This is a genomic window from Mageeibacillus indolicus UPII9-5 (genome assembly GCF_000025225.2).
In the GTDB taxonomy this organism is placed as follows: Bacteria; Bacillota; Clostridia; order Saccharofermentanales; family Fastidiosipilaceae; genus Mageeibacillus; species Mageeibacillus indolicus.
Map to the genome: position 1 here is coordinate 1,722,306 of NC_013895.2, position 19,060 is coordinate 1,741,365.

Annotated in this window: 17 protein-coding genes; 3 read left to right on the forward strand and 14 right to left on the reverse strand. The window is 39.6% G+C overall.

The window, feature by feature from the left end:
- Nucleotides 1-62: 62 nt before the first annotated feature.
- The 7 genes from HMPREF0868_RS07300 to HMPREF0868_RS07330 all read right to left on the reverse strand — a co-directional run bounded on the left by HMPREF0868_RS07300 (nucleotide 63) and on the right by HMPREF0868_RS07330 (nucleotide 12,652).
- The gene (locus tag HMPREF0868_RS07300; protein WP_012994098.1) at nucleotides 63-1,313 is read right to left on the reverse strand and encodes an extracellular solute-binding protein; all 1,251 of its coding nucleotides are present in this window, start codon (nucleotides 1,311-1,313) and stop codon (nucleotides 63-65) included.
- Between the two features lie 420 nt (nucleotides 1,314-1,733).
- On the reverse strand, nucleotides 1,734-5,453 hold the full coding sequence (gene pulA, locus HMPREF0868_RS08130; RefSeq protein ID WP_012994099.1) for a type I pullulanase: 3,720 nt from the start codon (nucleotides 5,451-5,453) through the stop codon (nucleotides 1,734-1,736).
- A gap of 105 nt (nucleotides 5,454-5,558) precedes the next feature.
- Complete coding sequence (locus tag HMPREF0868_RS07310; RefSeq protein ID WP_012994100.1) at nucleotides 5,559-7,322, reverse strand: hypothetical protein; 1,764 nt, start codon at nucleotides 7,320-7,322, stop codon at nucleotides 5,559-5,561.
- Nucleotides 7,323-7,519: 197 nt separating this feature from the next.
- On the reverse strand, nucleotides 7,520-9,397 hold the full coding sequence (locus HMPREF0868_RS07315; RefSeq protein WP_012994101.1) for a hemolysin family protein: 1,878 nt from the start codon (nucleotides 9,395-9,397) through the stop codon (nucleotides 7,520-7,522).
- 113 nt (nucleotides 9,398-9,510) lie between these two features.
- On the reverse strand, nucleotides 9,511-10,284 hold the full coding sequence (locus HMPREF0868_RS08440) for a DUF6553 family protein (RefSeq protein WP_041705728.1): 774 nt from the start codon (nucleotides 10,282-10,284) through the stop codon (nucleotides 9,511-9,513).
- A 262-nt stretch (nucleotides 10,285-10,546) separates the two neighbouring features.
- Nucleotides 10,547-11,944, reverse strand: a complete 1,398-nt coding sequence (locus tag HMPREF0868_RS07325; protein ID WP_012994103.1) for a sensor histidine kinase — start codon at nucleotides 11,942-11,944, stop codon at nucleotides 10,547-10,549.
- A gap of 6 nt (nucleotides 11,945-11,950) precedes the next feature.
- The gene (locus tag HMPREF0868_RS07330; RefSeq protein WP_012994104.1) at nucleotides 11,951-12,652 is read right to left on the reverse strand and encodes a response regulator transcription factor; all 702 of its coding nucleotides are present in this window, start codon (nucleotides 12,650-12,652) and stop codon (nucleotides 11,951-11,953) included.
- 140 nt (nucleotides 12,653-12,792) lie between these two features.
- Between HMPREF0868_RS07330 and HMPREF0868_RS07335 the strand changes: the two genes are divergently transcribed.
- Genes HMPREF0868_RS07335 through HMPREF0868_RS07345 form a run of 3 tightly spaced genes read left to right on the forward strand, consistent with a single transcriptional unit; the run spans nucleotide 12,793 to nucleotide 15,057 of the window.
- Nucleotides 12,793-13,557: an ABC transporter ATP-binding protein gene (locus HMPREF0868_RS07335; protein ID WP_012994105.1), complete on the forward strand. Its 765-nt coding sequence runs from the start codon at nucleotides 12,793-12,795 to the stop codon at nucleotides 13,555-13,557.
- Entirely contained in the window at nucleotides 13,554-14,279 is a 726-nt protein-coding gene (locus HMPREF0868_RS07340) for an ABC transporter permease (protein ID WP_012994106.1), read from the forward strand. The genes HMPREF0868_RS07335 and HMPREF0868_RS07340 overlap by 4 nt, the downstream gene beginning before the upstream one ends.
- Nucleotides 14,280-14,292: 13 nt before the next feature.
- Nucleotides 14,293-15,057 carry an ABC transporter permease gene (locus HMPREF0868_RS07345; RefSeq protein ID WP_012994107.1) on the forward strand — a complete coding sequence of 255 codons (765 nt, stop codon included), beginning with the start codon at nucleotides 14,293-14,295 and terminating at the stop codon, nucleotides 15,055-15,057.
- A gap of 110 nt (nucleotides 15,058-15,167) precedes the next feature.
- Here HMPREF0868_RS07345 and HMPREF0868_RS07350 read toward each other — a convergent pair whose 3' ends face one another.
- From HMPREF0868_RS07350 to HMPREF0868_RS07380, 7 genes are all read right to left on the reverse strand, one after another.
- Nucleotides 15,168-16,379 carry an ATP-binding protein gene (locus HMPREF0868_RS07350; protein WP_012994108.1) on the reverse strand — a complete coding sequence of 404 codons (1,212 nt, stop codon included), beginning with the start codon at nucleotides 16,377-16,379 and terminating at the stop codon, nucleotides 15,168-15,170.
- A 622-nt stretch (nucleotides 16,380-17,001) separates the two neighbouring features.
- Nucleotides 17,002-17,220 carry a hypothetical protein gene (locus HMPREF0868_RS07355; RefSeq protein ID WP_012994110.1) on the reverse strand — a complete coding sequence of 73 codons (219 nt, stop codon included), beginning with the start codon at nucleotides 17,218-17,220 and terminating at the stop codon, nucleotides 17,002-17,004.
- A complete protein-coding gene (locus HMPREF0868_RS07360) occupies nucleotides 17,213-17,548 on the reverse strand; it encodes a hypothetical protein (RefSeq protein WP_012994111.1) in 336 nt (111 codons plus the stop codon). The genes HMPREF0868_RS07355 and HMPREF0868_RS07360 overlap by 8 nt, the downstream gene beginning before the upstream one ends.
- Nucleotides 17,548-17,922: a hypothetical protein gene (locus HMPREF0868_RS07365; protein WP_012994112.1), complete on the reverse strand. Its 375-nt coding sequence runs from the start codon at nucleotides 17,920-17,922 to the stop codon at nucleotides 17,548-17,550. Before HMPREF0868_RS07365 ends, HMPREF0868_RS07360 begins: the two co-directional genes overlap by 1 nt.
- The gene (locus HMPREF0868_RS07370) at nucleotides 17,922-18,308 is read right to left on the reverse strand and encodes a hypothetical protein (protein ID WP_012994113.1); all 387 of its coding nucleotides are present in this window, start codon (nucleotides 18,306-18,308) and stop codon (nucleotides 17,922-17,924) included. Before HMPREF0868_RS07370 ends, HMPREF0868_RS07365 begins: the two co-directional genes overlap by 1 nt.
- Nucleotides 18,308-18,682, reverse strand: coding sequence for a hypothetical protein (locus HMPREF0868_RS07375; protein ID WP_041705729.1), 375 nt, complete (start codon nucleotides 18,680-18,682; stop codon nucleotides 18,308-18,310). Before HMPREF0868_RS07375 ends, HMPREF0868_RS07370 begins: the two co-directional genes overlap by 1 nt.
- A complete protein-coding gene (locus HMPREF0868_RS07380) occupies nucleotides 18,663-19,040 on the reverse strand; it encodes an EndoU domain-containing protein (RefSeq protein ID WP_198300176.1) in 378 nt (125 codons plus the stop codon). The genes HMPREF0868_RS07375 and HMPREF0868_RS07380 overlap by 20 nt, the downstream gene beginning before the upstream one ends.
- Nucleotides 19,041-19,060 lie beyond the last annotated feature (20 nt).

A 19,060-nucleotide genomic window follows, 5' to 3' on the forward strand; every position in this document is an offset into this window, starting at 1 on the left:
CCAGCCCCCTCTTGATACAGAAGAAGCAAGCCCCGAGTCGGAGGCTTGCTTCAACAGTTACATTACTTTTTAGCTGTGTCGGCAACTTGAATTTGCTCAACCATCGCATCCAACAATTCCTGTACAGACTTGCTGTAATCTTTGCTTTCCATAGCGGTTCCAAATGCTTCTGCCGGAGTCCAGAAGGTACCGAGTACGCCGTTTTGTGAAACTGCGAACTTGGATTGTTCAAGGAGAGCAGCTAAAGCGATATCTTTCTTAACCGGTTCACTTTCAGCAACCTTTTTGTTGGACGGGCCTGTACCACGCATTGCAAAACGTTTAGCTTGAGATTCTTCAGAAGTCAAGAATCTCGCCAGATCCATAGCTTCAACAGGGCTCTTGGTGTGAGCACTGATTCCATAACCTTTGTAACCGGCAAAAGATCCCATCTGTACTTTTTTACCGCCAGCAGTGTATTCAGGTAATTTGGTAGCAGCATAACCGTCGCCCAAGATACCCTTAATATCAGCTGCGTTCCAAGTTCCGGAAACACCGGCTGCAATAGTTCCGTCAGTAAAGCCGGCTTTCAAAACGTTGTCATCACCGGTAGTAAATGCTTCATTTGCAGTGAAAGCTTTAATAGCTTCACCGGCTGCCAAACCATTGGCGTTGTTGAAGTCTACCTTTTGAATTCCCTTGTCGTCGATGGAGAACTTACCGCCGTTGCCAAGGAAGAACGAAGCGATGTACCAACCATTAGATACGTCCATAAAGACTTTCTTACCAGCAGCCTTTGCTTTGGCCAACATTGTATCCAAGTCTTTTACATCATCCTTAGAGAATACGCGGCTATCATAGTACATGAAGTAACCGTTATCTGCAGCAAATGGGAAAGCGTACAGTTTGCCATCTTCAGTAAAGGCATCTGCGCCGGTATTTTCTTCTTTAATATATTTAACATCTTCAGGACGGGTTACTTGATATAAGCCACCTGCTTTAACTAATTCTTTTAGTTGATCGTTCGGGAAAGCGAAAACATCAGCAGCCGCCGTCGGATCTTCCAAATATTTGCTCTGGGCCTCCGGTTCGCCGACTACGCCGAGCTGAATGTCAAACTGTTGATCTTTGTGTGCAGCTTTAAAAGCTTCAACACGCTCTTTTAAGAATTCCTGATCGTCTTGGGAACCCCAAACTTTCAAGGAAACTTTTTCTTTCTTTGCAGGCGCAGCAGATGCTTTGGCTTCGCCGCCCTCTTTGGCCGGCTCTTTATTACAAGCAACCAAACCCATTACCATCGCACCTGTAAGCAATACAGATAGTAATTTTTTCATTCGAATCTCCTCCTTCAATAGAAAAGCATTTATGGCTAAATTGTAAGCTATATTACAAAAAAAATCAACATTTTTGGCGATTTTTTTGTAAGAATTAAACAATAATATATAATTTAGCTGAAGGAAACTTTGTTTTTTAATTTTTTAGTCGAATATATGCGGTGCCATGGCAAGTGATATCCCCTTAATTTCGTCAGTTTAGTTATTGATTATAATTTTGCGCACTACAACATGTTCTCAGCAAGGACTTATTTACAATTGCTCGCATAATCTTTCATACTGATAATTTTTTCGTACGATGAAAATAACGCTGATATTCATATACTTGTTTAGCATATATTTCGTCTGCGCAACGAACAAAAAGTGAGGATTGGCCCGTCAAGAACACCCCTCCTCACTTAATCTTACAGCCATACCAGCCTACTCTTTGTAGAAAACATACACGGCATATGGCGGCAAATTAAGCTTGCCGTCACAAAACTTTATACCTCGGCCAGCTGCCTCATCTCTCGGACAATTATTCAACAAAATATCGTATTCCGAAAAATTAATATCTGGCACCGGCTCAAAGTACGCCTCTTCCCCCGTAAAGTTCGCCACCATAAGCAAATCTTCACTGTCCAACTGATGCCGCACGGCAAAAATCCGCTCATCCTCAAAAGCCGGCCATTCCGTCATACCACTGATGATCAGCTTTGTATGCGCCCGTCTCACCCCAATCGCCGCTTTAAAATACTTCAGGATAGACACAGCCGATGCTTCCTGTTCAGCCTCATTGAACGCAAAATCACGAGAATTAGGCTTATACACCGGCAACGGCGCATGCTTTTTCCAGTCTTCAATCATTTTTTTCGACCACGGAATAGGAGCGCGTGCACTCAATCTCGTCTTTCGCCGCAAAAAACGAATTAGCTCCTTTTCCCCATATTTATTCCCTTCGCTGCGCAAAAAATTCACGTCCCCGACATCAGTAAAATCCGCCAAAGAATCGTAAGTCACATTCGACAGCCCAAGTTCCTCGCCCTGATAAATAAACGGCGTTCCATATAAAAATAATAATACCGTAGCCAACATTGTAGCCGATTCAAACCGCCGATCGACATTCCCATATTGCGACACCACCCTCGGATGGTCATGATTCAGCCAATACACCGGCATCCAAGCCCGGTCATGACAAGCCTCATACCACCGCCTGAATAAACGCTTTAAGTTGACAACATTCGGCTTAATCTCCGCATCCGTCTTGTCAATCGACCAAAATGCGCCGTTTTCCCAGCAAGTATCAAAATTGAATACCATATTGATGCAGCCATCATCTCGATCAGCGTATTTCAAAGCATCTTCAGGCGAACAACCGCCCCCAACTTCACCAATCGTAAATATTTGATTGGGAGCAAACACAAGTTCCTTAAATTTTTTCAAATAATCAAACAACTTCGGACGATTGGAAAACCGACTTGGATCATAAACCAAACCATGCTCATCTGCTTCGCCCACACTGTCAGAAAAACTCAAATCTTTCGATAAATGAGATATTGCGTCAAGTCTGAAACCGTCAACCCCCATGTCAATATACCGCTGAGCCATCGCCGCCATATCCCGCAAAACAGCCGGGTTAGTATAATTCAAGTCAGGCATTTTCTTGTCAAAAATATGCAAATAATATTGATCCAGCCCCGGCACATAGGTAAAAGCGCTTTCGCTAAAAAAACCTTTCCAGTTGCATGGCGGATACCGCTTCCCATCTTTATACACGGGATCAAAAAAGTAGTAATAATTGTGATAAGGATTATCCTTACTTTTAATAGCTTCCTTGAACCAAATATGTTCATCAGATGTATGATTAAGTACAAGATCGACTATAACTCGGATTCCATGCTGATGTGCCTCAATGAGCAACTGCTTAAAATCCTCCATCGTCCCCAATTTTTCCGCAATCTTGTCATGACAACGAATATCATAACCGCTATCTACTAGCGGAGAATCATATATCGGCGTCAGCCAAAGCAAATTTATCCCCAATTCCTGCAAATAAGGTAATTTTGCTCTTACCCCGTTCAAATCACCATAGCCGTCGCTGTTCGAATCATAAAAACTATATGGAAAAATTTCATAGCCGACCGCTTTAGCAAACCAAGGTAGCTTATCCGCGCCTTCGCCATCCGCGGCATCGTCACGGCAAAGTTTAAGCAACACCAAAGATGACAACGGCTCAATTTTCACAGCACCGCCGCCAACAGCAAGGTCAGCCAGGCCATCGACGGATGCCTTTTGGTCACGCACCAAGACTTTGTACATTCCCTCAGCCAAAAACACCTCAGCCGCTTCTTCCCGACCATTATGAAACACATACAACGCAGAAAATTCGCCTTGCTCACATCCCGCATTCAAAAGGATCTTATACCCTATTAGCCCATTTTTAGCAACAATTGTTTTAAAAATATGATTTATTTTCTTAAAATCCGTCAGTGCAAATTCGCCGATACTACGCCTAATTTTTATCAATTCACGCAAATACAGGCCAACATTGCTGAACTTTGCAACTCGTTCCCAATCAAACTGATTCACTGCATCGGAAGATTTGTAAGAGTTGCAATCGCCCCCCTTAGTTCGACAAAATTCCTGCCCCGCATGGATAAAAGCTGTCCCAAATGCCAACAAAACAATCGCATTCGCCAAATTTTGCCGCTTACAACGAGTATCTTCGCTTTCCCCCGGCCGACTCTTGCTCAGCTTATCCCAAAGCGTCAAATTATCATGCGCCGCCACATATTGAATAACCTGCCCAGCCGAAACATAAGGCTCCGCAATATTTTGCCCGCCTCTAATATTGTTTAGAAGCTGAACTTCTGCCCCAAATGCACCGCTGACAAAACCACTCGAAGCATCATCACTCCCCCCTTTTATCAGCTGCCGAATATTGTCATTAAAAAACGCTATTCCCGGCATTTTCGATGCGTTCCTCTGAGTTGCCCGTAGATCCTCCGGCAAAGCCATCGGCATGTTCCAGCCTTCCCCAAGAACAATGATGTGCGGATTAATCGCCCTTACCGCCAGCAAAATTTCATTCATAGTACCATAATCATGAGTCCCCATTAAATCAAATCTGAGTCCGTCCAGCTTAAAAGTTCGCACCCAATAGGTAATCGAATCAATCATATATTTTCGCATCATCCAACGCTCAGAAGCCGTTTCATTGCCAACCCCTGTACCAGCATGAAAACTCCCGTCCTGATTTAGACGGAAATAATATCCCGGCACTGTCTGTTCAAACGGATGATCAGCCGGCTTATAAACATGGTTATATACAACATCCATTATTACCCCTAAGCCATTTTCGTGCAAAATATCGATAACCGTCTGTAATTCACGTATCCGGCTGAGTGGATCAGATAAATCCGCAACATACGAGCCTTCAATCGCATTGTAATTCTGAGGATCATAGCCCCAGTTATACTTAGCCTTAATGTTACTTTCGTCCACCGACTCCGAACTGAAATCTGCGATAGGCATTAATTGAATATGAGTAACCCCAAGCGACTTCAAGTAATCAAGGCCAGTTATTTGATCTACGCCTCCGGCCGCTCGGCACCCCTTCTCGATCAACGCCAAAAATTTGCCTTTATTTTCCATTCCCGAATTTTCTGCAATCGAAAAGTCTCGCACATGTAACTCATAAATAACCGGGATAGTCACCGGAACAGATGAAACCGCCTTATCCGCCGAAACTGACGGTGACGGAGCCGCCATACCGACCAAAGAACCGCCAACCAACGCTTGCGGCCACGGCACATCCGTAGGCCTCGGATCAGCAACTACGCCACGCTCCCCATTAACAGTAACCGCCTTGGCATATGGATCAACAGTGCTAACCTCCGTTCCGTCTGCGTGGCAAATCAAAAAAACATATTCTGCCCGAAGAAAATCTCCGGATATTTTAGTTGAATAAACACCATACTCATTAATAACCTGCATAGGGTAAATACACTTATCCCCGCCTCGGTAAATTATCAACTCTACCTTTTGCGCCGTCGGCGCCCACAGACGAAATTCAGTTGCTTCAGGATTATACCTAGTACCGAGCCAATCCTGCGTAGCATATTTTTTATCAAAATCGATCGTATAATTAAGTGCCGTCACAGTAGTTAACCTTTCCAATCCATTCAACCAGACATTAAAACAACCTTACCGCAAAAACATCAGTAAGGTTGTTCAGTCCGACATTAGTAAAATTTTGTTCAAAGCTCAATTGTTACCGCCGGCCGCCGTCGAAGAAGCCTTGGCAGCTCCATCAGAAGCAGGATTTGCGGCTGACGCAGACGGCATAACCGAAGGTTTAGCATTATTTTCAGCGGTTGCTGCAGCCTTTGAGGCCTCTATGATCTCAGCACCCGTCTTCGTGTTCTTAGCTAACTTATCAACAAAACACATACCAATTTTGCTTATATGAACTTTATATTGAGCATCATTAGCCTTCTTCTCAATATCTTCCTTTAAACGCTCGCTCTTAATAACTTGCTCCGCAGCTACATACCAAGCTTCTTTTGTTCCCTTTTCACCGTAGAACAAAATTTCGCAGCCCTTCTCAGTTTTTATCACAGTTTTATCGCCAGGCTTACGAGCAGGATCATCGATCCAGGCCGCCAAAGCTTGATCCAGCTTAGCGGTTGTCTGTTGCTGAATCCAATAAGCCTTGGCATTTTCACCATCTTCGGCCAACTTAGATCCAACAGCTTCCAAACTGTCCTTATCCTTAATTTCCGGCAAAACCTTTTCAGCGGTAGCCACCAAAGCTTCTTGGGCCTTTTTCTTCGCCTCTAAATCCTGCGCCGACTTTTTCTCAGAATCCGTCTTCATAGAGAACAGAATACGTCCGACCGCAGGATATTTATTAGTATCCTTATCTGCCTTTAAGAAATAAATTACCTGATAGTTATTCGGTCCGGCAAAAACTTCAATGTCCCCGGTCTTGCGTTCCGGTGCCATCAACCAATCAGAAATTTGCTTATTACCAATAGACGAACTGGGTACATTACTACGCAAAGTCTTCTTCGCGTCATCGTAGGCGGCTTTATCTTTTTCCTTGGCAAATTTCTTAGCCTGATTTATAAAGTCCTGCTCAGTTTTAACAGCTGCCTTAAACATGTCTACACTTTCCTTCATCTTGGACATGTTTTCGGCCTGTTTTTTCTGTAAAACACCGGGAGCCGCTTTCTTATCCTCTTCAGAAGGTTCAGGCAACGCAAAAACGAAGTTGCGATATGTTGCCTGTTTAAATTCACTCTCATGTTCCTTGTAGTATTTTTCAACATCTGAGGCCGGTACATCAATTGTATCCGGCAAGCTTACGGCATATTGCTCCGCCAGCATTATTTTTCCTACAATTTTACGCAAACCGTCAACAGTAACGCCACGCCCATAAACCTTAACCAGTTCATTCTCGACATCATTCAAATTCCCATAGTTCTTAACCAGCTGGTCAAATTGCTTATCGAGTTTCAATTTATTCTGTGCGCTCAACGTAACGCCCTTAGCTTCCGCACCGGCAAGTAAAATTTCTAAGCGTTGAATTTGCTTTTGTACTACTGAATCTAAGTATTCACCCCAAGTAAGATTCTCATACTCAGGAATACCGGTCAAGGCATTCATATCAAACTGACCGTTAGATCCCCTTGCAATGATGCCGCGCTTAGCATATTGCAAATATTGCTGATATGTTGAGTTATAAAAGTAGCTATACTCTAATGCGGATACGGATCTGCTCCCGACCTTCATCGGTGAGATAAATTTTTGAGGCAAGCCCAGCGCAAAAGTTCCCCAAGCCAAGACAGCGATTATAAGCACACAAGCGATAACCGGAAAAATTATCGATGTTGCCGTTTTTCTATTTTTAATCGGTTTCTTATCACCATCAGCAGTCTTCATTGCTGCTATACGCTCCTCACGCTCACGTCGTTGCGTTTCTTGCTTCCACTCTTCAACATTTTTCTTTTGATTTTTAGAATCCATGTTTTACCTCTCCATTCCGGCCTCGCCGGTTAAGTCAATAAAAAGCATACCCATTATATCTGAACGTGTCAATTCATAAAAAAGCTTTTCTTAGCTTTTCAGTTAACAAATAATTAACCAAATGATTTATAAGCTTCTATTATTTTTATCATTTTCAGTCATTTTCGCCAAGTTAAGTGCCACCCGTCCTGCTCTTCCTACTTTTGAAAGTTATCCGCCTTGTCGGAATTCTCCGCTTTGTCGGCCTTCTCCGCCTTGTCGGCCTTCTCCGGTTTGCCAGTCTTATCCGCCTTGCCGGCCTTCTCCGGTTTGCCGGCCTTCTCCAGCTTGTCGGCCTTCTCCGGTTTGCCGGCCTTCTCCGCTTTGTCGGCCTTCTCCGGCTTGCCGGCCTTCTCCGGCTTGTCGGCCTTCTCCAGTTTGCCAGTCTTCTCCGCCTTGTCGGCCTTCTCCGGCTTGCCAGTCTTATCCGCTTTGTCGGCCGTCTCCAGATTATCCAACTTGCCGAGGGTTTCCGCTTTATCCGAAACGTTAGCAGCAGCATTTTCGGATTCATTTGCCCTTGCGGATTTTCCTGAATCGTTGCGTTCTTTAGCTACATCTACAGACTCCAGCTTCTGCTGATATTCCGCTATTTCCATGGCTTTTAATTTTTCTTCAGGACTAACATCACTCTTTTCTGGTAGTTTTTCAGGTTGCTCTTCAGCCTCCCCCAAATGGGTTAAAACTAATTTAGATATTCGTTTCTCATCCATTTCCTTTACATAAAAATTAACATCACCTTCACGCACGCTTGGATGCTCATCTTCATCAGGAATTCTATCAAGCAAGTTAATAACATACCCACCCATGGTGTCACAATCATCTTCGCTGTTATCCAATTTAAACCACGGAATTTGCTCACTCACATCATCCGGAGCAGCCAATCCATCGACTGTATAAGAACCGTCGGCGTTGGCAACGATTTCAGCGTCTTCCTCATCGTATTCATCCTGAATATTTCCTACCAGCTCTTCCAAGATATCTTCAATGGTTATAATACCCGCGGTACCACCATACTCGTCTATTACAATCGCCATCTGCACATGATTTTTTTGCATCTCTCTAAATAGTGCATCAATAGACTTCTTTTCCGGCGTAACAAACGGCTGACGAATTAAATCTTTTAATGCAAAATCCTGCTTTTTGTGCTTCGCCATAAAACTAAGCATATCCTTTACATGAAGAATGCCTACAATATCGTCAATATTCTCATCATAAACCGGAATTCGACTAAAACGCTCATCACAACAAACTTTTAAAGTTTGTTCAATGTCAGCATCCAAAGGGAGAGCTTCAACATTTGTTCTATGCGTCATTATCTCCGAAACTTCAGTATCATTAAATTCAAAAACATTATCAATAAGTTCCTTTTCCGTGTTCTCAATGTTACCCGTTTCGTTAGAAGCATCAACCATCAGCCTAATTTCATCTTCGGTAACGGCAGTTTCACTGTAATTAGGGTCTAACCCCATCAGCCGCAAAATCAGATTAGTAGAAATAGATAACAATTTAGTAAAAGGCAGCAAAATTATATTAAAGAAACTTAAAACTCCGCCTACCCCAATTGCAATTCCTTCAGGATTATGCATCGCCAAGCGTTTAGGCACGAGTTCACCCAGCACCAGGGAAAAATAAGAAAGAACAACGGTAATTATCACCATTGAGGCCGTGCGCAACCAATGAACTTGACCCGAAGGATCAAATATCACCGCTAAACGTTCGGCAAATTTATCTGAAGCCAAGGCAGCTGAAAAGAAGCCCGCAAAAGTCACGCCTACTTGAATAGTCGCCAGAAAGCTACTGGGATTCTTTATAAGCTTAAGCAATTTATTTGCAGCCTTATCACCTTCCTCAGCCAATTTCCTTATTTTGTTGTTATTCAATGACACTATTGAAAATTCCGTTGCTGAAAAAAAGCCATTAATCAAAATTAAAATAATTAAGACTATAATATCAAGCCACCAATAACTCACATCCGCTTTAAGAACAAATGATAATTTGTTTAAAATGAACCTTATACTGTCGCCGTCCTCCACAAATTTTCTCCTTATACAAACACATTAAAACTATTGCAACTAAATGAGATAATTATACTAAATCTCGTTTATCTAGTCACGTATGTAGCCAAAATTTAATATAGCTTTCTTGTCTATATTGGTTCCTCAATTTCATTTGTATTCAAAGCAGCCACAATTGCCTCCCCGGCACATTTCATGTACGCAATATCATAGTTTGGTTCAAGATAGTATTCTTTAAGTGCAAGCAAATCATCCCAAATATTATTTAATACTGATTGAGGTTTACGTTTCCCTAAGCCAAACAAAACTGAAGTGTATTTTTTACTTGATTTGCATAGTGAAATGTATAAATAAACAAGATTTACTACTTCATCTTTAAATGAGCTCATAGTTACTTTATTTTTTTGCAAGAAAACTACCAAACTCTCTAAGTTTTTACCGGCAACTTTTTTGCTGCTAAAATTGCTTTGTTTACTACAGTTTATGAGTATATTCAATAGGTAAAGTCCTTTGTCCGCCATAACCGTGTTTTTATTTTTTATTTGAGGAATATCAGCTAATTTTATACTGAATCTTTTTTCGAAGAGAATTTTGCGACTCTCAAAATCCTCCAATGTTTGAGCCATTTTTTCTAATAAACCTTGACCTCTCTCTAGGCCATATAAACAATGCAGCTCCCTGTATATCCATGCTTCGCGCGGATTATCAGCTATTGCTATATATTCATTGGTTAACTTATATCCGCATCTCCCACAAAAAGTAACCGCAAACTCGTTTTTATTTGAGTTTGCATTTGTGCTTAGATTTGCGCTTAGATTTCTGTTAACATCTCCATTCACAGCTGTTTGTTCTGTTCTAACAATTTGTACGTTTCCACCGCAACGCGGACACTCAACTATTTTCACTTTAACACCTTCTCTTTTAACTTCACCTTCAGCTATCAGTTTTCTTAACGCTCCTTCAATTGAACTTACACTTAGTGATGGGCAAAGTTCTATAATATCTTGCTTAGTAAACCTTCCAAGTTTTTGTAAAGCCGCTTTTCTAACTAGTTCAACGATAGGAAACTTTTCTTCTTACAACTAGTTTTATCCCTTGAAATATAGCGCATTTTAAGGGATAATTCAATAATTAAGGGGAAAGATGTCATCCATCTACTGCCCATATTCAATTAATCGGTATCGTTAGAGATACCTTAAGCCCACCGTGTTTGCTCTTACTTATCGCAGCCGTTCCGTTATGAGATCTAATAATCTGCTGAACAATCAGCAAACCCAAACCATGCCGTTGCTCTGCAGTACTTGTATCGCAAATCATATAGTGCGGTGCATGATTAAGCTTTTCGATCTTTTCATCTGAAGCCCCTATACCGTTATCTTCAACACAAATAATACAATTATCATTATTTGCAGCAACGGATACATAAATCGTACACCCGTTTTCATTATGAGATATGCTGTTCTGAATAAGATTAGATATTGCTCGTTTTAATAAATCTTTGTCTACATTAGTATTGCAAACAGTAAATTCTGCGTCCGTTTCCCATTTAATCGAAAACTCATCTTGCATACCCATATTCATAAAGTCCACAACAACTTGCCTAACAACAGCAACAACATTTTCTTCTTTTTTCATAATTGGTTGCATATTGTATTCAAGTTTTGAAGCCAGATTAAGGTCATTAATCAAATTCTTCATTCTGGCACTTTGCTTAATAATCATCGTCGCTTTTTTACGATCTTCTTGCGAAATATGGAGAGAATTTTCTAGCTGTCCCGCATACCCCATAACCATAGATAACGGCGTACGAATATCATGCGAAACCCCAGCTATCCAATTCGCTCTTGCTGTCTCCCTTTTCCTCAATTGTTCTTTTTGTATTTGCAAAATATCGGAAGCAGAATTTATGTTAGATGAAATTTCTGAAAGCGCTCCTGTTTCTGGAATATGCACGCTTTCTCCACTAGATAAACGTTGTATACCTTTTGTAATCGGATTAATTGATTTTAGTAGTTTTATATTAGCTATTAAATAAATTCCAAGAATAACCAAAACGTTGATAAATAATCCGCCTAAAACAATCTGCGGAAAATTTGAGATTAAACTGTAGTTCCAACTTGCTCGCGTATGTTTCCAAAAGCTGTTGTGCGGAAATCCGACTACAACAACTCCATCCTTATTTTTGCCAGTGTAAGTTGGATAACCCTCAATGTAGCCGGCACTCAAATTAGCTATATCAGACAAAGTATAGTTGTTTGGAATACCTGCAGGGACATTTTCTGTTTTCCATACGACTTTCAACGTATTATTATCAATCAAAATTGCCCATGCGCCAGAATTTGTCAATTTGGAAGACATATTTTTTGATAATGCATAATCCCCACTTGCGGATAATTGCAACGCTTCTCCCGTCTCTTTTGCTATGCTATAAGGAGACATCTCTTTACCGGGTGCGTAATTTCCTATAAGTACAATAAACGCAATAACATTCATTAATACTATAAGCACAGAGCTTAGTAGAAAAATACTTATAAAGCGTTGTATTAGTTTTGGTATGCTTTTCATTCTGCTTTACTCCACAATGAGCTTATATCCTAAGCCTTTAACTGTTACTAAAGAAACAGGCTGCGATGGATTGAGTTCTATTTTTTCTCTGATACGACGTATATGTGCCATTAAAGAATTTTCATATCCAAAAGGATTAGCTCCCCATGCAGCTTCACACAGTGCATCAATTGTCACAATGCATCCAGCATTTCTATAAAGTGCAGAAAGTAAATCATATTCTTTGGCTGTAAGCGGAATATGTTCGTTATTTTTTATTACTTGGGCAGAAGAAAAATCAATCTGACTATTCTTCAGTTTAACAATGGGATTTTCGCTCTTGTAGCTTCGTCTTAAAATTGCCATAATGCGAAACGTTAGTTCTTTTGGAAGAAACGGCTTTACAATATAATCGTCTGCTCCTAAGTCAAATCCCTTAAACTTATCTTCATCTTCACCGCAAGCAGTAAGGAATAAAATAGGACAATCACTATATTGTTTTATCTGCTTCATTAACTCAAACCCATTACCGTCGGGGAGCATAACATCAAGGATTGCTAATTCCGGACGTATTTTTTGTGTTGCTTCTACGGCATCTCTTATACTTTTTGCAGTCGTTATATTATAAAAACCGTATTCGTTTAATATGGATACAACCATATCTAGAAGTTCCTGCTCATCATCAACAAGCAGCAGATGTTTGTTCAATAAATAATCATTCCGATTCATGGAGAGCCCCCCTAATATATATTATGCCATGTAAATATTCATTTTTTGACCTCGCATAAAAATGTAAGGTAGATGTAAGGTTAAGAGAATGTTGTCGAAAGGTTGATGCAATATCATAAATCCTGAAAGGAGATATTGCCATGAACAATATTGTTACAACAGAACATTTAACCAAAAAATACAAATCATTTATTGCTGTTAATGATGTTTCACTTCATATTCGCAAAGGTAGCATTTACGGCTTTCTTGGGCCAAATGGAGCTGGAAAATCTACAACAATGAAAATGCTCCTAGGGCTTACGGCTCCAACAAAAGGTGTATTTACAATCGATGGAAAGCGTTTTCCTGCCGACCGCATACCTATTTTGAAAGAAATAGGCTCGTTTATTGAATCACCATCTTTCTATGCAAATCTAACAGGTAGAGAAAATCTTGACATTATACGCCGCATTTTAGAACTACCTAAGCGTGCAGTTGATGACGCATTAGAATTAGTAGGTCTTTCTGAGTTTGGAGACCGTCTTGCCAAAAAATATTCGCTTGGCATGAAGCAAAGGCTTGGTCTTGCCGGAGCATTGCTTGGTAGACCACCTATTTTAATTTTAGATGAGCCAACAAATGGACTCGATCCATCTGGCATACACGAAATCCGAAATCTGATTAAGTCGCTGCCATATCTTTACGATTGCACGATTCTTATTTCTTCTCATATGCTATCCGAAATTGAGCTTATTGCAGATGATATTGGAATACTTAATCACGGACACTTGTTATTTGAAGGTAGTTTAGATGAACTACGACAGCATGCATTACGATCTGGTTTTGCTTCCGACAAATTGGAAGATATGTTCCTATCCATGATTGATGAAAACAATAAGATCAGGAAGCAGAGTGCAAGACTATGAAAACGCTTGTAATCGAACTAAAAAAATGCAAGAGAACTGGCTTTATAGCTCTTATGATTGCTATTGGCGTTATGGGTGCAGCGTACGCTTTTGTGAATTTCATTGTACGAAAAAATACATTATTAAACCTGCCTTTAGCTCCTATGGATATTCTTCTTACACAGCTTTACGGCATGATTATGGTGTTAAACATGTTTGGCATAATAGTCGCCGCATGCATTATCTACAACATGGAATTTAAGGGAAATGCAGTAAAAAAGATGCATATGCTACCCATGAGCGTTCCTGCTATGTACCTATGCAAATTTATGCTGCTGACTGTCCTATTACTAATCGCTATTTGCATACAAAATTTAGCACTTGCCAAAATCGGTGCAACAGATTTGCCACAAGGTACGTTTAATGTAAGTACTCTTATATCTTTTGCTGCATATTCATTTATTACGTCAATGCCTGTATTGTCCTTTATGATTTTTGTATCATCACGATTTGAAAACATGTGGGTGACGCTTGGAATTGGTGTAGCAGGATTTTTAAGCGGCCTGGCATTGGCTTCGTCAGACATAGTGCTTTTTATGGCATCACCTTTTATCGTCATGTTAAAACCGGCAGTTGCCATGAGTGCGCAGCCTAATATTACGGTCGTAACCGTATCAATAGTTGAAACACTTCTGTTCTTATGTTCTGGATTGTGGACAGCTAAGAACCTGCACTACGAATAAGGAGATTATGAAAATGAGATTTTTTGAACTTCTTAGAATCGAATTTAAGAAAGTAAAGCGTAGTAAAATTATTCCTTTGATTTTTATTGCCCCACTAATTGTGGTTGGATCCGGGGTAGCAAGCCTTCATAGATACTTCACTCCAGAATATACAAATGCATGGGCTGCTATGTTTATTCAAAGCGCATTAGTCTATTCATACTATTTGCTTCCTCTTAGTATGATTGTTATTTGTGTGATGATTGCAGGACGAGAAACAAGCAATAACGGAATACTTAAAATGCTGGCACTACCTGTTAGCCGACACGCGATTTCTGCTGCAAAATTTTGCGTACTGTTATTTTATTTGCTTATGGAAATGGTCGTATTTTTTGCTGTATTCGTTATAGCAGGACTGTTTGCAACCAGAAGCACAGGAGTTACAGAAACGCTCCCAATTATGTATCTACTAAAATGGTGTTTAGATCTGTTTTTGACTATGATTCCAAGCGTAATAGTCATGTGGGCGATTACTGTACTTTTTGAAAAATCAATGTTATCCATTGGATTAAATATACTTCTTGTAATTCCTGGCATATTAATAGCAAATACTCCACTTTGGATAGGTTATCCTTATTGTTACAGCGGATATATGGTTTCCCGCTCTCTGCATGCAGTTACATCAACAGGATTAGGAAACGGATTTAATCTTATACCATTTTTACCATGTGCAATTGCGATATCTTTGTTCGTTTTTTTGATAGCAATAACACAATTTGGCAAAAAAGAAATGAGATAACAAAAGATACTCCCTTGTCTAAATTGATATGTACCCTCTTTACTGGACAGACCCGTAAGGAGGGTACATATCAGATCCAAAACATATACTAAATCATACTTTTCAACTTTTTACCAAGCTTCAGATAAAAGGAAATCACGAATATTCCTGTGCTTAATACCGTTCCGGCTCATGTCAAACTCATCGAGAGAAACAACGTATTTCGGGAAATTATCGCGAATAGCATCATACACTCCAAACTCCCGCCTCACCGTTTCTTCTGAAGCAAGCAAATAAGTGACCTGAACATATAGTTTTTCACCGTGCGTACTGCATACAAAGTCAATTTCTTTGTCACCCATTCTGCCAACAGTCACTTCATAACCTCGGCGAAGCAATTCCAAATAGACAATATTTTCCAAAATGAGATTAATATCTCGCATATTGCCACCAAAAATAGCCTCGCGTATACCATGATCAGCAATATAATACTTTTCATTAGAAGAAAGAACCTGCCTGCCCTGCAAATCCTCTCTCTTAACCTGATAAAACAAATACGCATCACAACAGTATTTTATATAGTTCAAAATCGTTTCTGGAGCGACAATACGATGCTCGCTTTTTAAAAACTTTGCAAGAGACGTTGCAGAAAAAGTCGTTCCAACATTAACAATCACATAAGCAATAATTCGTTCAAGCAAATCAACATCACGAATTTTATTACGTTTTACAATATCCTTAAGCTGAACCGAATTAAACAAATCATGAAGATACTGCTTAGACGGCGCATCTATATAACGCAGATTCGCAAGATAAGGCATGCCTCCAACGAGCAGGTATTCGTTAAAACACTGCTGATTAGATGCATCAGGGTTAACAGAGCGATATAACTCAATAAACTCCTCAAAAGAAAAAGGATATATCACAAACTCCACATATCTACCACCCAAATAAGTCACAAGCTCACCAGACAGCAACTTTGCATTCGACCCAGTAATGTAAATATCGCAATCCAGCGAAACACGTAGAGAATTGATACACTTTTCCCAATCTTTAACCTCCTGAATCTCATCGAAAAAGAGGTAAACCTTACCACCAATCTCTTTGGCACGTTTAACAATCTCGTCGTTCAGCGCCTGAGCGGTTAGAAGATGCGAATAGCACATATCTTCAAAGTTAATTGAAATAAACTGCGTCGAACTAACACCAGATTCTGTAATCTCCTGCTGAATCAGCTCCAACATAACCGACTTTCCACATCGGCGTATGCCAGTCATAACCTTAATCAAATCAGTTCCAATAAATGGACGAATACGGCTCATATACAGTTCACGTTTAATCATAAAACTTCACCACCCATACTTAACTAATTACAGTTTATCACACCTATAAGTGAAATTTAATAACAAAATTGATAGTTTATAAGTTATGACTGATAAAAGCAAAATCACATCTAACATCTCGACGTGAGGTTGAGGGGGTCAGTATAGACAAATTTCCAAGTTTTTCAAAAGCCTCGTATGTGGGAATATCTCCATAAATGCTAGAAACTGTTCCATCCAAATAGTCTGTATAAATTCTTAAATCACGGATACATAAGTTTTCAAACAAAATTCCCATGGTATTTAAATCACATATAAACTCATAGGTCGCATTAAAAGCCTGGAAATTCTTCCTGTACCCGTATGCATAGACTCGTCAAGTTCATTCGGTACTGCTTGCGTCTAATCGTTCTTCCAATAATTTATATGCAATTCTATGTAAATACTCCTTCACTATTTCCTCGCATACTCAATACTTAAGTGGATTTTATAAGTTATTCAAGCATTTGTCCAATTTTTATTCATGTATTTGTCTGTAATTTATTCAAGCACTTGTCAAGTTTCTGTTCAAGTATTTGGCCATTCTGCTGCTAATGTGAGATTATTAGGTTATTTTTGAAAGCCAGTCTAAATTCTTTGTTTTTCACTTATTTGCAGTCATTATCAATAGTTTGCTTACAATTGAAACTATGCTATTTTTATCTACGCCCTGAAAAGCTACTTTTTCTCCCAGTAACTCATTGCTATACGTTCTTTCATCGCCCCAACGAATGTGTGGTATTTCAAATTTTCCATCAAAGAATGCTGTTTCAATTAAGGAAACTCTGAAACCTTCATCTACAAGCGTTTCTATTTTAGGCATTAGCGTCCTCTCCCAATGCTGCTTCGGCATACTTCACACAGCCGGCAAAGTTAAATGTCTTCGCCATATCTGGATACTTTTTCCCTAAATTTTTGTACGCTTCTACTATTTCTCTGCTTCGTGTTTTAACAGCTAGGTCATCAATGATTTCGCTGATCCAAAAAAATTCTTTCGGTGTGCAGTCATTTTTCAAATACGTAACAGTTGAAGGCACGTCTTCCGACATGATTTCTATTTCTTCTTTCCAGCACATTTCTACGCCATAATCATATTCATCATGCGTTTCATTGCGCTTTTTAATTACCTCTTTAAACTTTTGTACATCCATTATTTATTACCTCTTTTCTTACTTGTTTGATTTGAATCAGAAGATTTATCAGTATCCTCAAGAAAATCTTCAGCACACTCTACACAAAAGCCAATGTGATATTCTTTAGTTTCTTCTGGATATTTATTCATCAAATTTTTATAACACTCTACAAGTTCTCTGCTTCGTGTCTTTTCAGCTAGATCATCGATAATCTCGCTAATCCATACAAATTCATCTGCCGTGCATTGATTTTGCAAGTACTCGATAGTTGACGGTATATCTTCAGCTAATATTTGAACTTCTTCTTTGTCACACATTTCTACGCCATAATCATATTCATCATGCGTTTCATTGCGCTTTTTAATTACCTCTTTAAACCTTTGTACATCCATTATTTATTACCTCTTTTCTTACTCGGTTGATTTGAATCGACGTGATTTACATCGTTTTGTAACGCAATTTCCAGTGCTTCTTCTGCATACGAAGCGCAGAACTCAAAGCTAAAAGTTTTTGCCATATCCGGATACTTTTTCCCTAAATTTTTGTACGCTTCTACTATTTCTCTGCTCTGTGTTTTAGCTGCTAGGTCATCAATGATTTCGCAAATCCAAGCAAATTCATCTGCTGTACACTCGTTTTTTAGGTATGTGACCGTAGAAGGCACGTCTTCCGACAATATTTCTATTTCTTCTTTCCAACATTCCTCTACGCCAACGTAGTATTCGTCAACAGTGTTAATCCGTTTTTGAATTACCTCTTTAAACCTTTGTACATCCATTATTTATTACCTCTTTTCTTACTTGTTTGATTTGAATCAGAAGATTTATCAGTATCCTCAAGAAAATCTTCAGCACACTCTACACAAAAGCCAATGTGATATTCTTTAGTTTCTTCTGGATATTTATTCATCAAATTTTTATAACACTCTACAAGTTCTCTGCTTCGTGTCTTTTCAGCCAGATCATCAATAATTTCGCTAATCCATACAAATTCATCTGCCGTGCATTTGTTTTGCAAGTACTCGATAGTTGATGGTATATCTTTAGACAATATTTCAACTTCCTCCTTCCAACACATTTCTAGTCCGTAAGTATATTCACTGTGTGTCTCATCACGTCTTTTAAGCACTTCTTTAAACTTTTGTACATCCATTATTTCGCCCTCTTTTATTACTTGGTTGATTTGAATCGGGAAAGATTGTGCCGATTTGACCGTGTGTTCGTATAACTCCAACACGCACGCCTTTCCAATTACCAAATACGATAACTCCATCCTTCACATGCTTATTTCCCTTTAAATTAGCAACATGTTCACCTGCATGTTTAATGTCTTTGGTTGTCCAATGTGCAGGAAACCACGCTTGATTAGTACCCTCTTGTTTTACAGGTTTCTTATGATCTGGCACATATCCAACTCTTACGCCATTGGGATATGTTTTCACGATATGATACTCAATGCCGTATTTATCCAATTCTTTAAGTCCTGTCTGACCATGGCCACCGGATTTCAAGCGGATGTGATTATCCTTCT

Excerpts from the sequence above, each read along its gene's own strand:
- HMPREF0868_RS07345 (WP_012994107.1), top strand. The coding sequence starts at position 14,293 with ATGAGATTTTTTGAACTTCTTAGAATCGAATTTAAGAAAGTAAAGCGT.
- HMPREF0868_RS07340 (WP_012994106.1), top strand. The coding sequence starts at position 13,554 with ATGAAAACGCTTGTAATCGAACTAAAAAAATGCAAGAGAACTGGCTTT.
- HMPREF0868_RS07335 (WP_012994105.1), top strand. The coding sequence starts at position 12,793 with ATGAACAATATTGTTACAACAGAACATTTAACCAAAAAATACAAATCA.
- HMPREF0868_RS07365 (WP_012994112.1), bottom strand. The coding sequence starts at position 17,922 with ATGGATGTACAAAGGTTTAAAGAGGTAATTAAAAAGCGCAATGAAACG.
- HMPREF0868_RS07350 (WP_012994108.1), bottom strand. The coding sequence starts at position 16,379 with ATGATTAAACGTGAACTGTATATGAGCCGTATTCGTCCATTTATTGGA.
- HMPREF0868_RS07355 (WP_012994110.1), bottom strand. The coding sequence starts at position 17,220 with ATGCCTAAAATAGAAACGCTTGTAGATGAAGGTTTCAGAGTTTCCTTA.
- HMPREF0868_RS07360 (WP_012994111.1), bottom strand. The coding sequence starts at position 17,548 with ATGGATGTACAAAAGTTTAAAGAGGTAATTAAAAAGCGCAATGAAACG.
- HMPREF0868_RS07375 (WP_041705729.1), bottom strand. The coding sequence starts at position 18,682 with ATGGATGTACAAAAGTTTAAAGAAGTGCTTAAAAGACGTGATGAGACA.
- HMPREF0868_RS07325 (WP_012994103.1), bottom strand. The coding sequence starts at position 11,944 with ATGAAAAGCATACCAAAACTAATACAACGCTTTATAAGTATTTTTCTA.
- HMPREF0868_RS07330 (WP_012994104.1), bottom strand. The coding sequence starts at position 12,652 with ATGAATCGGAATGATTATTTATTGAACAAACATCTGCTGCTTGTTGAT.
- HMPREF0868_RS07310 (WP_012994100.1), bottom strand. The coding sequence starts at position 7,322 with ATGGATTCTAAAAATCAAAAGAAAAATGTTGAAGAGTGGAAGCAAGAA.
- HMPREF0868_RS07300 (WP_012994098.1), bottom strand. The coding sequence starts at position 1,313 with ATGAAAAAATTACTATCTGTATTGCTTACAGGTGCGATGGTAATGGGT.
- HMPREF0868_RS07370 (WP_012994113.1), bottom strand. The coding sequence starts at position 18,308 with ATGGATGTACAAAGGTTTAAAGAGGTAATTCAAAAACGGATTAACACT.